15 protein-coding genes are annotated in these 15,992 nt (G+C 33.8%); 5 read left to right on the top strand and 10 right to left on the bottom strand.

The genetic code is table 11. The annotated features are described in order from the left end of the window. The first annotated feature begins 605 nt into the window (after positions 1-605). Positions 606-1,604, top strand: a complete 999-nt coding sequence (gene dusB / locus B5X64_RS05540) for a tRNA dihydrouridine synthase DusB (protein ID WP_079464280.1) — start codon at positions 606-608, stop codon at positions 1,602-1,604. Between the two features lie 55 nt (positions 1,605-1,659). Here the strand turns inward: dusB and deoC are convergent, their stop codons facing one another. From deoC to B5X64_RS05515, 5 genes are all read right to left on the bottom strand, one after another. Continuing rightward, positions 1,660-2,406 (bottom strand): deoxyribose-phosphate aldolase, encoded by a 747-nt coding sequence (gene deoC / locus B5X64_RS05535; protein WP_079464279.1) that lies wholly within the window; start codon positions 2,404-2,406, stop codon positions 1,660-1,662. 2 nt (positions 2,407-2,408) lie between these two features. Beyond that, on the bottom strand, positions 2,409-2,882 hold the full coding sequence (locus B5X64_RS05530; RefSeq protein ID WP_066679499.1) for an Lrp/AsnC ligand binding domain-containing protein: 474 nt from the start codon (positions 2,880-2,882) through the stop codon (positions 2,409-2,411). 1 nt (position 2,883) lies between these two features. Next, entirely contained in the window at positions 2,884-3,825 is a 942-nt protein-coding gene (locus tag B5X64_RS05525; RefSeq protein ID WP_079464278.1) for an endonuclease/exonuclease/phosphatase family protein, read from the bottom strand. A 273-nt stretch (positions 3,826-4,098) separates the two neighbouring features. Beyond that, positions 4,099-4,773, bottom strand: coding sequence for a tRNA (guanosine(37)-N1)-methyltransferase TrmD (gene trmD / locus B5X64_RS05520; RefSeq protein ID WP_079464277.1), 675 nt, complete (start codon positions 4,771-4,773; stop codon positions 4,099-4,101). Then, entirely contained in the window at positions 4,770-6,032 is a 1,263-nt protein-coding gene (locus tag B5X64_RS05515) for an NAD(P)/FAD-dependent oxidoreductase (protein WP_079464276.1), read from the bottom strand. The genes trmD and B5X64_RS05515 overlap by 4 nt, the downstream gene beginning before the upstream one ends. Before the next feature lie 66 nt (positions 6,033-6,098). On the opposite strand from B5X64_RS05515, the gene B5X64_RS05510 reads away from it, so the two are divergent. Together B5X64_RS05510 and B5X64_RS05505 are read left to right on the top strand one after the other, a co-directional pair. Then, complete coding sequence (locus B5X64_RS05510; RefSeq protein WP_079464275.1) at positions 6,099-6,962, top strand: glycoside hydrolase family 25 protein; 864 nt, start codon at positions 6,099-6,101, stop codon at positions 6,960-6,962. Between the two features lie 175 nt (positions 6,963-7,137). Next, positions 7,138-8,565, top strand: coding sequence for a hypothetical protein (locus B5X64_RS05505; RefSeq protein WP_079464274.1), 1,428 nt, complete (start codon positions 7,138-7,140; stop codon positions 8,563-8,565). A gap of 82 nt (positions 8,566-8,647) precedes the next feature. Here the strand turns inward: B5X64_RS05505 and gap are convergent, their stop codons facing one another. Further along, complete coding sequence (gene gap / locus B5X64_RS05500) at positions 8,648-9,652, bottom strand: type I glyceraldehyde-3-phosphate dehydrogenase (RefSeq protein WP_079464273.1); 1,005 nt, start codon at positions 9,650-9,652, stop codon at positions 8,648-8,650. 34 nt (positions 9,653-9,686) lie between these two features. After that, positions 9,687-10,673: a 6-phosphofructokinase gene (gene pfkA / locus B5X64_RS05495; protein ID WP_066679505.1), complete on the bottom strand. Its 987-nt coding sequence runs from the start codon at positions 10,671-10,673 to the stop codon at positions 9,687-9,689. A gap of 286 nt (positions 10,674-10,959) precedes the next feature. On the opposite strand from pfkA, the gene B5X64_RS05490 reads away from it, so the two are divergent. Then, complete coding sequence (locus tag B5X64_RS05490; protein WP_079464272.1) at positions 10,960-12,465, top strand: S8 family peptidase; 1,506 nt, start codon at positions 10,960-10,962, stop codon at positions 12,463-12,465. A 418-nt stretch (positions 12,466-12,883) separates the two neighbouring features. Beyond that, positions 12,884-13,156, top strand: a complete 273-nt coding sequence (locus B5X64_RS05485) for a hypothetical protein (RefSeq protein ID WP_079464271.1) — start codon at positions 12,884-12,886, stop codon at positions 13,154-13,156. Between the two features lie 84 nt (positions 13,157-13,240). On the opposite strand, the gene B5X64_RS05480 is transcribed toward B5X64_RS05485, so the two are convergent. The 3 genes from B5X64_RS05480 to B5X64_RS05470 all read right to left on the bottom strand — a co-directional run bounded on the left by B5X64_RS05480 (position 13,241) and on the right by B5X64_RS05470 (position 15,918). Next, positions 13,241-14,404: a carboxypeptidase-like regulatory domain-containing protein gene (locus B5X64_RS05480; protein WP_079464270.1), complete on the bottom strand. Its 1,164-nt coding sequence runs from the start codon at positions 14,402-14,404 to the stop codon at positions 13,241-13,243. Between the two features lie 59 nt (positions 14,405-14,463). Next, on the bottom strand, positions 14,464-15,288 hold the full coding sequence (gene ygiD, locus B5X64_RS05475; protein WP_079464269.1) for a 4,5-DOPA-extradiol-dioxygenase: 825 nt from the start codon (positions 15,286-15,288) through the stop codon (positions 14,464-14,466). A gap of 117 nt (positions 15,289-15,405) precedes the next feature. Next, positions 15,406-15,918, bottom strand: a complete 513-nt coding sequence (locus B5X64_RS05470; RefSeq protein ID WP_074231741.1) for a YceI family protein — start codon at positions 15,916-15,918, stop codon at positions 15,406-15,408. Positions 15,919-15,992: the final 74 nt, after the last annotated feature.

The raw sequence follows: 15,992 nt of genomic DNA, 5'->3' as shown, positions 1-15,992 counted from the left end.
ATGAGACTTTTTTTTTGTTATAAACTTTTGAAGATAAGCAATAAGTAATTTTGCCTATTGCCTATTGCCTATTGCCTATTGCCTATTGCCTATTGCCTATTGCCTATTGCCTAATTATAGTTGTTAGTTGTTAGTTGTTAGTTGTTAGTTGTATCGCTCCTCCGGAGCTTATGAAAAAAATGATGCTGTAATGTGCTACAAAGGTTGCACGCCTCCGGAGTGCTTGTTATGTTTTATCTTTTATCTTGAGTGTAAATCTTAATTAAAATTTTGATTTTTGAGCTTTACATTTAAAGATGGTAAATATTGAATTCTGAAAAGATGAATTGGAAGCCTTTAATTTTAATTAAAGGACAAATATTATTATAAAAAGACTGTAATCCTAGCCCGGATAGAAGCGGTTACCCCGGAACATGAGTTGGAGAGAAGAGGGTTTAGTGATGGAAAAGCAATGGAGTGAGGAGTAAAAGCGAATAGCCGGAAATAGCTCCTGAAAAGGCAATTTATGATATAAGAATCTTTATTTTGTATACTAACACATTTAAGTATCAAGATAATAGATATTATTAAATTGTTTAAAGTTTAGAAATTCGTAAATTTGCACCATGATAAAAATAGGCAATATAGAACTGCCGGAATTTCCGCTGTTGTTGGCTCCGATGGAAGATGTGAGTGACCCTCCATACAGACGTTTGTGTAAATTGCATGGAGCAGATTTGATGTATTCGGAGTTTATTTCTTCTGAGGGTTTAATTCGTGATGCAATGAAGAGCAGAAAAAAACTGGATATTTTCGATTATGAAAGACCTGTAGGAATTCAGATTTTTGGTGGTGATGAAGAGGCTATGGCAATGTCTGCAAGAATTGTGGAAACTGTAAATCCTGATTTGGTAGATATTAATTTCGGTTGCCCTGTGAAAAAAGTAGTTTGCAAAGGTGCTGGTGCCGGTGTTTTGAAGGATGTTGATATGATGGTTCGTCTGACGAAAGCAGTTGTAAGCTCTACGAGCCTTCCTGTAACGGTGAAAACCCGTTTGGGATGGGACAGCAATTCAATTAATATTGATGAAGTTGCCGAACGTCTTCAGGAAACTGGAATTAAAGCTTTAACTATTCACGCAAGAACGCGTGGACAAATGTATAAAGGAGAAGCCGATTGGGAACATATTTCAAGAATTAAACAAAATCCTAATATTGAGATTCCAATTTTCGGAAACGGAGATATAGATTCTCCAGAAAAGGCATTAGAATATAAAAATAAATATGCGTGCGACGGAATTATGATTGGTCGTGCTGCAATTGGATATCCGTGGATTTTTAATGAAATAAAGCATTTCTTTAAAACGGGTGAGAACTTAGCGGCTCCAACTATTTCAGACAGATTATTAGCCGTGCGTCAACATGCTGAATGGAGTGCTGAATGGAAAGGTGAAAAATTGGGATTAATTGAAATGAGGCAGCATTATAGCAATTATTTCCGTGGAATTCCACATTTTAAAGATTTCAGAAGAAAATTTTTAGAAGTATATACTTTGGAAGAAATGGATGCAGTAATTCAGGAAACTCAGGAGTTTTACGCAGAATATCAAGCTCAACAAGCATAAAATTAAAACCCATCAAAATCTGATGGGTTTTATATTTTAAAAAGTTTTGTTTAATTTAATATCCTTCTGAAGGAGAATTATTTTTTATAAGAGCTAATGCGGAAGAAGTTCCAACCCTTTTTACGCCTAGTTTAATCATCTTTTCTGCATCTTCGGGAGTTCTTACTCCACCTGCTGCTTTTACGGGAAGTTTACCCGCATTATCGAGCATTATTTTGATTCCTTCGAAGGTTGCTCCGTTTGGTTTTCCGTTTTCTGTTTGAAAAAAGCCTGTTGAAGATTTTACGAAAATGTTTTCTAGATCTTTTTCATCAAAATTTACTTCAGCCCAGGTTGAAATATTTTTAGTAATGTCTGCAATTTGTGCATCTGTCAAAGCTGCAATTTCAATAATCCATTTTGCAATTTTTTGATGCTGAATACATAGTTGCGTACATCTTACAAACTCATCTTTTACAAGTTCTACATTTCCATTCAGATAAGCTTCATAATTAATTACAAAATCCAATTCATCTGCTCCGTCATTGATCGCTTTGTTTGCTTCAGCAAGTTTTTCGTCAACAGAATAGGTTCCTTCATGAAAACCAATTACTGTTCCTACAATCACATTAGCTTTCTTTTCATTCAAAAAACTTTTAATTTCAGCAACATAATCCGGACGAATCATTACCGCAAAAATGTGATGATCAATCGCTTCCTGAGCTAAATCTTTTACAATCTGCAGCGTTTCTGGTTCAGAAATTCCTGACTGTTGTGGTGTTTTTAAATAGGTCGAATCTAAATATTGAGCAATGTTTATCATAATTATACTTTCAGTTGTCTGTAAATACCTTGTTCCAAAGATATGAAAGTTTCGGTTCTTGTAACCCCTTTCAGCTTCTGAAGTTTACTTAAGATTTGCATTAAATGATCATTGTCTTTACATAAAACTTTTAGAAAAATAGTGTAATTCCCAGTGGTGTAATGTGCTTCTACCACTTCATTTACTTCTTTTAAAGCTTTTACAACTTCAGGATAATGACTGGGTTGATCAAGAAACATACCGATGTATGAAACTACTTTATATCCTATTTTTCTTGGGTTTAAAAATGATATAGAATTTTCTATAACCCCTGCCAATTCGAGTTTTTTGATTCTCTGATGCACAGCGGTGGTAGATATCCCTACTTGTTTAGATATATAAGCTAGAGAACTTTTAGAATTGTCCATCAGCATATAAATAATTTCTTTGTCTAGCGCATCCAATTGATAGCTTGTGCCGTCGTCTGTATTTTTCATCTCAATATGTTTTACTTTTAAAAGTCACTAATACCGGAAAATGGTCACTAAATCCACCTAGATACCTTGTTCCTGCATAAGTTCTGAAGGGTCTGCCTTCAAAACCTCTATTTTGGGTACTCATACTTTCAGGATTAAAAATTTTTGCATCCTGAAAAGATACTGCAGCATCAGCTTTAAAAAAAGAATCAGACAGCATAATCTGGTCAAACAATAATCCGGATTTATAATGAAAAGTAGAATATTTTTTATTTGAAAACAGTTTTTGAAAAGGATTTTGTAATACTTTTTTCTGTGTATTGTCGTAAAGAATTTTTATCAAATTTTCATCATCCGGGTTTTGGTTAAAGTCTCCACATAAAATGACATGTTCTTTATCTTCATTAATAATATTTAAAATCCTTCCACGAATTTCATCCATTATAAAGTTTCTTTTGGGCTGATTAATGTCTTTTTCTCTCTTCGAAGGAAGGTGAGCAACAAAAACATTCATTATTTCCTCTTTAAATTTTACTTTGGCAAAGAGTACATCCCTTGTTGTGTCATAATTATCAGGTTTGTTGTCTACAATTTCAAAAAAGAAAGTGATTGCTTCAGAATCTATAATTTCTACTTTAGATTTATCATAAAGCAGAGCAACATCCACTTTTCGCTCATCGAGAGAATTGTAGTGTACAATTCCGTATTGTGAACTGAAGGGATCAAGCTGTATCAGATCTTCTAATACCTTTTTTCCAGAAATTTCACATAAGCCGATAAGGGCAGGTAAAATCCCGTTTTCTTCTTTCATTAAACGAAAAACATGTGCAATTTTGGAGAGCTTAGTTCTGTACTTTCTATCATCCCAGTTTCGTAATCCTGATTTTGTGGGGTCGAGTTTATGAATCTGCGGCGGATCGGGCAAAAATAAATTTTCAACATTGTAAAAAGCAAAGAGCTCCATCGACATATTTTTCTAATTGTAATAAAATTTTAACTTACCACTAAATATAATAAAATTTCAACTTTAAAAAAAGCTTCAATCAAATTGATTTGTAAAATCTTAAATTTTAATTACAATGATAAATATTTTACAAATTTACAATATAAATTTCAAAAAAAACGATGTATTGTTCAATTAAAAACAATACATCTGTAAGGGAAATATTTGTTAGAAAAATCCAATAAATAATGTGAAATTTACATTAAAACTATCTATTGCATAGCTTTTTGGGACTTATTCTAAAAGATCAGGACGTTTTTCGGTAGTTATTTTTATGGCTTGATCATGTCTCCATTCTTCTATTTTAGCAAAATTTCCACTTAAAAGAATTTTTGGAACATCCAAACCTTTATAAGATTCTGGTCTTGTGTAAATGGGAGGAGAAAGCAAATCATCCTGAAAACTGTCTGTTAAAGCACTTTGCTCGTCATTTAAAACACCCGGTACGAGACGGATAATAGAATCTGCCAAAACGCAGGCCGCCAATTCACCACCAGTCAAAACAAAATCACCGATAGAAATTTCTTTGGTAATATGCAGATCTCTTACACGCTGATCAATTCCTTTGTAGTGACCGCACAAAAAGATCAGATTGTTTTTAATAGAAAGAGTGTTGGCAATTTTTTGGTTTAAAGTTTCTCCATCAGGTGTCAAATAAATGATTTCATCATATTCTCTCTGAGATTTAAGCTCAGAAATGCATTTATCTATAGGCTCAATCATCATCACCATTCCTGCACCGCCACCGTAAGGTTCGTCATCAATCTGGCGGTGTTTGTTGATGGACCAGTCTCTCAACTGATGAAAATGTACTTCTACAATACCTTTATCAACTGCTCTTTTCAAAATAGAAGTTTGAAACGGGCTTTCCATTAATTCTGGAAGCACGCTTATAATGTCAATTCTCATTGCTGCGTATTATTTTTTTGGGATGGCGAAATAATCAGACGTAAGGAAGAATCTTTATTAAAATAGCTCCACATCCAGTTAAAAAATATCGCCAGTTTATTTCGAACGCTCAAAATAAGCATTAAATGTAAGAACATCCAAAAATACCAGGCTAAAAATCCCTGAAATTTTATAAATGGCAAGTCAACAACGGCTCTATGCTTTCCGATGGTTGCTAATGAACCTTGGTCTTTATACTCATATTCAACCCATTCGTTTTTATTTTTCCTCAGAAAGTTTTTGCCTAAATTTTTTGCCTGATTGATGGCAACATTCGCAACTTGAGGATGACCTTGAGGATATTTCGGAGTTTCCATGTAGGCAATATCTCCAACTGCATAAATATTGTCGTAGCCTTTTACTTTATTGAAACGATCAACGATATATCGATTTCTGACTAAATTTTCTGAAGGAAATCCGTCAATGACATTTCCTGTAACTCCTGCAGCCCAGATTACATTATTCGAAGGGATTTCTTTGCCGCTTTTCATGTACACTTTATCGCCATCATAATCGGTTACAATTTCACCACTCAGGAAGTTTACGCCTAATTCTTTTAAATATTTTTCTGATTTTTCCTGAGCTTCAGGGCTCATTACGGCAAGGGGTTTTTCGGTAGAACTTACCAGAATAATTTGAAGCTGATCAAAATTCATGTAAGGATAATCGCGCGGAAGGATTTCTTTTTTCATCTCTGAAAAAGCGCCGGCTAATTCTACTCCGGTTGGTCCGCTTCCTACGATGACAATATTCCAGTTTCCGTCGTCGCTTCGGCTTTTTTCAAGAATCAGTTTTTCGAAGGTCAATAAAACATGATTTCTGATGCTAATGGCTTCCTGGGTATTTTTCATCCCAAAAGCTTTACTTTCGAGATCTTTATTACCAAAGAAATTAGTTTTACAACCTGTAGCGATAATTAATTTGTCGTAAGTAAATTCTGCTTCGTCAGTAATGACCTTATTATTGGCCGGATCAATAGATTTTACATCGGTTAAACGAAACTGTGTATTTCTGGATTGCTGAAAGATTTTTCTGAAAGGAAAAGAAATATTGGAAGGCTCAATTCGTCCACAAGCAACCTGATAGAAAAGCGGTTGAAACATGTGATGATTTACTCTGTCGAGAACAATTACCTTTTTATTTTTATTGTTCAGCGTTTTTGCAAGCTGCAATCCCGCAAAACCTCCTCCAATGATGATAACCTTTTCGCGTGTTTCCATAATACACAAATTTACTTATTTTATTTAGTATTTTTAAGGCTTAAAAAGTTAGTTTTACAAAACTTTATGAGCCCTAAAAAGTACACCAAAAAAACTGCCAAAAACATCCACAAATCAAGACGAAAGAATTATTTTTTGCGTCGGAAAATTATATTGCTCATCTTGGTGATTGCGCTTATCGGAACAGGTTTATATTTAAAGCAATCAATCAGTTATTATTACGCCTTATATTTTAATAAATTCGCTCATAAGAAGCTAAAAAACAGCGAATCTGAAACTCTGAGAATTCAGAAAATTATTTCAAATAATCTTGATAAAACGTATGGTTTTGATATTTCTCATTATCAAAATAAAGAAGATATAAAATGGGATAGTCTGAGCGTCGGGAATAAAACAATTCCGCTTGAATTTGTGGTGATGAGAGCGACGATGGGAAATAGAAATGCCGATAAAAATTTCGATGAATTCTGGGCTTCTGCAAAAGAACATAACCTCATTCGTGGAGCATATCATTTTTACCGGGCTGATGAAGATCCGGTCATTCAGGCAAACAATTTTTTGGATAATGTAAAACTTGAAAGTGGCGATTTGCCTCCGGTTTTAGATATTGAAAAAATTCCCAAAAGTAAGTCGAAAGAAAAGCTGATTGAAGACTTGAAAATCTGGTGTAAAATTGTAGAAGAAACTTATGGTGAAAAACCTATTATTTACACCTATTATCATTATTACAAAGATTTTCTGAGAGGCGAATTTGATGGCTACCCAATCTGGCTTGCCAATTACAACGATGTTCCCGAACCTTCACCTGAAGATCATTGGGATTTCTGGCAATTTACAGAAAACGGAATTGTGTACGGAATCAATTCTAAAATAGATCTGAATATCTATAACGGCGGAGTTTGGTCGCTGAAAAGCTTAACTTTAGATTAATTAATCTTTTCTTAATTATTGTTAATAATTCTTAAAAAATTATTCTATAAAATCATTTTTGCGTTAAAAAATTACAGATATTTGTGTAAACTAATACCTGAAAACTCGGCTGCCAATATTTTGGTAGTTGCTTTTTCGCTTTTTATAAAACTAACCATAAAAAACAAAAGTAATCATGAGAACAAAAATTTTATTGCTGTTTCTGCTCGGGTGGGTGGGAATGGCTTTCGGACAAGAAAAGTTTGAAGTCAAAGATTTTGATACAACATCAAAAACGGTAGTAGGTGATGCTACCAAAAAATCTGATAATGATGAATTACTCTCTAAAATCAAGAAATTAATTGATGAAAAGAATAGCGATACCACTAAAATTGGCTTTTTCTACATTAGAGATTATGCAATTATCTTTAAAAATCATTTTCCTATAGAAAGTGCGGATGAATACCTTAGCTCAAGAGAAAAAATCGATAATCTTATTAAAGTTAATAAGAAGCTTTATAGAAAAATAAATGTAAAAGCAAATGAAGATATTGATGGAATTTATAAAAAAAAAGTAAATAGAACATGGACAAATGTCTCTGTGCCTTTTGCAAAGAAAGGTGTAGATTTTACTTTAGATATAGGTTATATAGATAGTATTGCAGTGGCAATCAATGAAGGAGTGATAGATCATCTTCGGGTTTATACTAAAGGTGGAAATACTTTTTCTAGTAATTCTCCTATACCATTGATTACCTTAGAAAAAAGATTTAATGATAAGCTTTATAATCCTAGAGATAACAGTTTTGTTTTTCTTAAGGACGCCATTTATTTTGAAGCAGATAGAAGGTTCAATTACTTTCCTGAAGATAAAGAATTAAAGTTGAAAAATAAGTTTAACACAGATGGAACGGTTACTACTGATTCTAAAATGCTTGTTGCAAACAATAATTTAAATTCATTGGTTAATTTACAGGTTTATACAGATTTGTTAGCTGTTTTTGGAAATGAAGCAAACGGATTGATGCAGTTTGAAGCTAATTCAAAATTTTATCTGCATCGTGGCACCTATAGAAATTCCTATGTTTTTATGCCATTTGATGCTATTGAGCCATTCTTTCATTTCAGTAGAATAGATAGCAAATTCGATACAATTCAGGTATCTTCAGACAAAGAAATAAATAGACTCGATTTGTTTAGACGTTATACTTATGCTGTTGGTATTGATACTAATCTTTTAAGGTTCGATTGGCGTCCACATAATTCTCTTGAACTTAAAGCTGGATATATTTATAGCTCGAGTAATCTTAATATTGTAGATAATAAAGTTGTGATAGGTGTTCATACTCCTTATGCTGAATTAGCACTTAAAAGTAAAAAGCTTAATAACTTTTCTTTGGATCTCCGGGTAAGGTATTTATTCCAAAAAATGAATCCTAATATATATGTAGACAATGATGAGTGGAATCATTTGGCTTCGTTTAAAGCTGCTATTTCTTATTTTCCAAATAAAAACAAAGCAGATAAAATATTTTTAAGGTTTGTAAATTATCTAAATTTCTCTGACAGAAAACAGGATTTTTCTTTACTTCAATTAGGTTTTAGTAAAGCTATATCTTTTTAATATTAGAGAAAGTGAGCTATTTGTTTAAACAAAAAAACCTTCCATCCGGAAGGTTTTTTTTATATCATAAAAGATTAATCAATTACAAAGAAGAAGAATGAACCAACATATCAACCAACTTGTTTGAGTAACCCATTTCGTTGTCATACCAAGAAACCAATTTCACAAAGTTTGGAGAAAGCATAATTCCAGCATCTTTATCGAAGATAGAAGTTCTCTTATCTCCTACAAAATCCTGAGAAACTACAGCATCTTCAGTGTATCCTAAAATACCTTTCAATTCACCTTCAGAAGCAGCTTTGATTACTGCACAGATTTCTTCGTAAGAAGCAGCTTTTTCAATTCTTACTGTTAAATCTACTACAGAAACGTCAACAGTTGGTACTCTGAAAGACATACCTGTTAATTTTCCGTTCAAAGAAGGAATTACTTTTCCTACTGCTTTTGCAGCACCTGTAGAAGAAGGGATGATGTTGTTTAGAGCAGCTCTACCACCTCTCCAGTCTTTCATTGAAGGACCGTCAACAGTTTTTTGAGTAGCTGTTGTAGCGTGTACAGTTGTCATTAAACCTTCTACGATCCCGAAGTTATCGTGAATTACTTTAGCTAAAGGAGCTAAACAGTTTGTTGTACAAGAAGCATTTGAGAAGATTTTTACATCATCTGTAAGCTCAGTGTGGTTTACACCCATTACAAACATTGGAGTATCATCTTTAGAAGGAGCCGAAAGGATTACTTTTTTTGCACCTGCAGTAATGTGTTTTGCTGCACTTTCTTTATCTAAAAATAAACCAGTAGATTCTACGATATAATCAGCACCGATTTCGTTCCACTTTAGGTTGGTTGGGTCTTTTTCTGCAGTAACTCTGATTTTTTTTCCGTTTACCACAAGATCGTTGCCTTCTACAGAAACTTCTCCTGGGAAAACTCCGTGTACAGAGTCGTATTTTAACATGTAAGCCATGTATTCTGCATTGATAAGGTCGTTGATTCCTACAACTTCGATGTTGCTTCTCTCTGTCATTGCTCTGAAAACAAGACGACCGATTCTACCAAAACCGTTAATACCTACTTTAATTGTTGACATAATGTTTTACTTTTTTAAAAATTATATTAAATAGTTAGATTGCTAAAATTTCAGAAATTAATAAAAGATCTTTATTGATTTCGTTGTGTTTTTTGATTGCCTCCTCGATCTCTGTATAAACAATATCGTTAGAACGCATTCCTGCCATTACGTTGGTTTGCCCTTCCATTAATCCTACCACAGCTCCGTAACCCAGTCTGCTTGCCAAAACTCTATCGGCACAACTTGGTGAACCTCCTCTTTGGATGTGACCTAAAATAGCTACACGAATATCATAATCCGGGAATTCTTTTTGAGTTTGCTCAGCCAGTTCGTAGATATTTGCAAGTTTTTCACCTTCAGCTACAACAACAATACTTGAAGCTTTTCCTGTTTTTTCAGCATTTCTGAAGTTAGCAAAAAGCTCATCCATACTGTCTTTTTTCTCAGGAATAAGGATGTCTAAAGCTCCGGTTGCCAAACCACTGTTTAAGGCGATGAAACCTGCATCACGCCCCATCACCTCAACAAAGAAAACTCTGTTGTGAGAAGTCGCCGTATCACGGATTTTGTCAATTGCATCCATTGCTGTATTCAAAGCGGTATCATACCCAATAGTATTATCGGTTCCGAAAATATCATTGTCAATAGTTCCGGGAACACCAATTACTCTGATGCCAAATTCTTCATTAAAGATTTTAGCTCCCGTAAAAGTACCGTCACCACCAATGCACACCAAAGCATCAATTCCATATTTCATGCAATTGTCATACGCTTTTTGGCGACCTTCTTTGGTTCTGAATTCTACGGAACGGGCAGATTTAAGAATCGTACCACCCTGATTGATTATATTTTTTACGGAACGAGGCCCCATTTTCAGGAAATCATCGTGAATCAGACCATTGTAGCCCTCTCTTACACCGTAACATTCGATATTATAATAATTTGCGGTTCTTACAACCGCTCTTAATGCTGCGTTCATACCAGGAGAATCTCCTCCTGAAGTAAGAACTGCAATTTTTTTTACAGCACTTTCTTTCATCTAGTAAAAAATTTCAAACACAAATTTACGAAAACAAGTTCAGATAACTGTAGGATTTTAAGAATAACTTTAAGTATTAAGTTTTTACTATTGATTGGGGTTATTATGTTAAATCTGGGGATTATTAATTCCTTTTGTGATGAAGTTTAATCATGAAAAATAAATTTGAAATTGTGATTATTGTAAAGTATTTACAACATAGTTTTTTCTGTTCAAAATAAAATTTTAATATTTCTATATCATTAGAAATTAATATCTTGGAGTACCAAATTTTAAATATTTTAGTATGAAAAAATGTGTATTTTACGTATTGGCAGTTTTTGCGCTGAGCTCTTGTTCTACAGAAGACATGCAGACCAATGCTATCGAAGCAGAAATTGTACAGACAGATCCTTTGAGTGCAAGACAAATCAACGAACAGATTAATCAAACCACCAAAACGAAAGGAAGATTTTCATGGAACGAGACTTCCTCACACTTTTTGTGGAGCGGGATTGTTCAGGGAAATAAAATAGCTTCCATTGGTTTCGGAAATTCAAAAGATGATTTTGATAGAAGTAAATCTTCTAATTCTGAGGCTTTACAACAGGAAATTTTAGATGTTATTCAGCAATATGAAAGAAAAAACGAGAGAGTTTTATTGGCTTCTGATGAATTTTTAAATCAAATCGATGTTTATATCGAAAAGCAGGAAACGGTGATTGCTTTGCGAAAATTAAAATCAATACGCTACTTTGAGCCTGCAGATTACCGTTATTTTGAAAATGAAAATAAGATAAATGGAACCACGGCTAAATCAAGTGGAAGTTCTTCAGGTTGTGGATTGGAATCAACCGCTCTGAATGCTTCAGATTACACTACCGTAACTCCAAACGCAAAAGCACCTTGGTCATTTGCAAAACATAATATTACCAGCGCATGGAATTACAGCACAGGAGCCGGAGTTACCATCGGATTAATCGATTCAGGAGTTTCTTTCAATCAAAGTTTGTTGAGTGGCAGTTTTAATAATGGTTCATCTTCGGGAAGAACGATCAGTAAAAACGGAGTGTATGTAGATTCTGTTTGGCCATGGAGTTCTGGTTATGACGGAGCGGATGATAAATGCGGTCACGGAACGAGCATGGCTTCTGCAATGGCGGCTCCGAGAAATAATCAGGGACAACCGGTTGGTGTTGCCTATAATGCAAACTTGATTTCTTATCGTGCAGCTTCTAATGTTGTTTTGGATGGGTATCACGAACAAGAAGGAGTGAAAATCGCCTTTACCAATCTTGGAAATACGGCAAGTGTAAAAATAATTTCAATGTCGATGGGACATATTTTCTCAGTTGGAAAAATTGAAGACGGTGTAAAATACGCTTATTCTAAAGGAAAACTTATTTTCTGTGCTGGTGGAACTTCTACAAGTTTTACCACATTTGTCGGCGTAATTTTTCCGGCTTGGATGCCAGAAACACAGGCTATAACTGGTGTTAAAGAAAATACATCTAATCAAAAATGTGATGTTTGCCATTCTGGAAGTGAAATAGATTTTACGTATCAGATGGAAAGAGCTTCGGGAAATAATATACCTGTATTGAGTTACTACAATGCACAAACCGATTATGTAGGCGGCTCTTCTGTGGCAACTGCTTCTACTGCAGGTATTGCAGCTTTGGTTTGGTCTAAAAATCCGTCATGGACGAGAGATCAGGTTTTAAATAAAATGAGACAGTCTGCAACCTATTATCCAACCAAGAATGCAGATTACGGATATGGAAATATTAATGTTTTACAAGCGGTGCAATAAATCTTAAGGGTTAAAAAAATATAGAATTTAAGGATTTTTTAACTGTAAATATATTCGGAAGTTAAACTCTTCCGAATTTTTTTGTGATTACAAATTAGTAATTTTAGCTTGGATTTAAAATATGTTTTTTGTTCTTAATGTGTATTATTGTTATTGAAATATTGTTTTTAGTTGTTTGTTTTTGTTGAATTTTAATTTAAATATGGTATTTGGTAATTATACTTAAAATTTAAAATACGTATTTATACGCTATTAAATATATTTTTTCTATAGTAGCTTTGTCATGTGATCACAAACAAATACAGAGAAGTTTAAAAGCAATCTGTAAAAAACTTTTAACCATGGAGACCAGCAACCATTCAAAAACGGGGCGTAATCCGAAAAGCCACAAGAGTAGGAGAAAAACAAAATATTAATCATGACAACAGCACAAAAATCATTAGTAGGAGGATGGACAGCGTATCACGCTCTTACGCCAGAAGATCAAAAAGTATTTGACGAAGCAATGAGAGGATTTGTAGGAGTAAAATATTCTCCTAAAATGGTATCTACACAAATTGTAAACGGAACTAATTATCGCTTCAAATGTGATGCTTCTATGCCTCCTTCAGATGTAATTTGGGAAGCTATTGTGGAAGTTTATAGCCCAATCGAAGGCGTACCACATATTGTTTCTATTACAAGAATCTAAATTAAAGCACTTATCATATTGTAATTTGATTGTAATCGGAGGATTTTATCTTCCGATTTTTTTTATGGAAAATTTTAATAATTGTCAATTTCCTAATTCATAATCTAAAGGTAAAAGAAATTCAATTTTATTTTTGGTGAATTCTCCTTGATTCGTCAGCATACCTGGGTTTGAAGTATTTCCGTTAGTATAAATTTCAAAAGTATCGTTTTCAGGATGAAGAAAAGAGGTCTGTACAATTGGGGTTGTAGCTTTTACAAACTGCCCTTTTTTCAACTCATAAAAATACTTTTTGAAATTAATCTGCATCATATGATTATAATCCAAATATAGTTTATTGTCTGTTTTTTTAGTGTAATCAGTTTCAGGAATCTGAGTTTTTGTAATCGCAATTTTATACGGTTGCTCGTTTCTTTTACGGTTACTAATATCTAAAATATCTTCCGGAACATTCAGTGTACCTTTTGATTTAAACATTTCTGTAAAATCTTTAAGTCGTTGCAATTCTTCTTCAGTCGGATATTTTGAGTTCGGAAACTTGGTGATCTGATTCACAATGAAGCCTTCATCAGCAACTTTATTTGCGAAAACACTTCTGAAAAAATGAACCTGACTGCCGTCGTAAGCATTCATTCTATTCAGCTTTACTTTATCGGTGCTTTTTGTTTCCTTGAAGAAGCTGGTACCTACAAATCGAGTAGTGTTTTCATCAAAATTTGCAGAGAATTCTACAAGATTATATTCGATAGTATATCCTAAATTTTTGTTTTCAATAATTAAAGTCTGTGGAGCCTTTACTTTTAAATTTTTATTACTTTTATCATAGGCAAACTTTAGTGAACGCTGATTCTTGATCCTCACATTTTCTTTGTCATATCCAATAAAAGAATCCAGAAAGAAATTGATGTAATTTTTATACGTGGCTTCTGTAAACGGAATGATGACAACTTCTTCAATTTCCTTCGCTTTAATCAAAACGACTTTCAGTTTTTTATTTAAAACCTCCGAAGTGTTTACAGTAAAAGTTTCGTAATCATCTTTCTGAAAAACCAGGCTGTTATTATGGTTTGAAGTAATACTAAAACTTCCGTCTGAAGTAGAAGTCGTTCCCGTTTTCGTTCCGTCGAGATAAATGCTGACATTCGCAATCGGTTTGTCGATGTCATTCACAACTGTACCTTTTATGGTTTGTGACAAAAGCACGTAAAAAGGACAAATCATTAAGAAAAGCAATACTGTTTTTTTCATGGTAAACAATATTACTAAATTTATAGTGATAAAAAAAAGAAGGCTAAAAGAAATTTAATTTAACCGATTTTCACACTTGTCATACTTAGCGAACCGCCAATTAAATCATCATTAAATAAAACCAGGTCTTCCGATTTATTTTTTAAACCTAAAGAATAGATCAATGGCAAATAATGATCGGGTGTAGGAATGGCGTATTGCAGAGAAGTTCCCTGTTTTTGATAATCAATAAGGTTCTGAAAATTTCCGTCAAGAAGCCAGTTGTTGGTTTTTTCACGAGCTTCAATTGCCCAGTCCCAACCTGCGCCAACAGTATCAATGTTTCGCCAGTCAATTAATCTTAGATTATGCACAATATTTCCACTCCCGATAATTAAAATACCTTTTTCTCTTAATTTCTCTAATTTTTTAGCCAAATCAAAATGATATTGCGGTGGTTTTGTATAATCAATACTTAACTGAATCACGGGAATATCAGCATTGGGATACATGTGTTTAATTACAGACCAAGCTCCATGATCAAGCCCCCAATTGTGGTCTTCTTCAACGATTGGATTTAAAATATCTGCAACTTCATGTGCTAATTCAGGATTTCCCGGAGCAGGATATTGCACATCAAATAAAGCTTGCGGAAAACCACCAAAATCATGAATCGTTTTGGGCATATCCATCGCAGTAACTTTTGTTCCGCGGGTGAACCAGTGTGCAGAAATACACAAAATCGCATTAGGTTTCGGAATTTCTTTTGCCACATTTCTAAAACCCTGTACAAACTGATTTTCTTCAATGGCATTCATCGGAGAACCGTGACCAAGAAAAAGAACCGGCATTTTCTGCGAATTATTAAACTGACTGCTTATATTCTGTAAATCGTTGAGATTCATTTGTATTTAGATTAAAAAAGGTTCAAGGTTAAATAATAATCCCTGAACCTTCTGATTTAAAAAACTAATTATTTCATTATTCCACGTTTTTGTGGCTTGCAGAAATTTATTTTAAAATTAAGCTTGTTTTACAAACTGTAATTCACCTGCAATTTTCACTTCTTCGCTTACCATTACACCCCCTGCTTCAAGAGCTGCATTCCAGTTAAGTCCGAAATCTTTTCTGTTGATTTTTCCTTCAAAAGAAAAACCTGCCTTTGTATTTCCCCAAGGATCTACATTGATTCCTCCGAAATCTACATCCAAAGTAATTGGCTTCGTAACTCCGTTTACGGTAAGATTTCCGGTCACAGAATTATTAAGAGCATTAGACTCAAAAGTAATGGTTGGGTTAGCTTCTGCATTAAAGAATTCTGCAGATTTCAGGTGATTATCTCTGTCTGTATTGTGAGTAGAGATAGAATCTACATTAATTGTAGCGGTAGTTTTTGCATTCGCAAAAGTATCGTCTTCAGCTTCGATCTCTGCATTGAAATTGGTAAAATTACCTTTGATGTTAGAGATCATCATGTGTTTTACTTTAAAAGTAATTTCACTGTGTGCTGGGTCTAAATTCCATTTTGTAGCCATTGTATTTATTTTTTGTTGTTATTTAATACTGCAAATCTAAGGGAAGAATGATTTCCGATTCATTGACTTAGGAT

Source organism: Chryseobacterium balustinum (genome assembly GCF_900168205.1).
GTDB lineage: Bacteria > Bacteroidota > Bacteroidia > Flavobacteriales > Weeksellaceae > Chryseobacterium > Chryseobacterium balustinum.
This window is presented reverse-complemented; position numbering and strand designations above follow the sequence as displayed.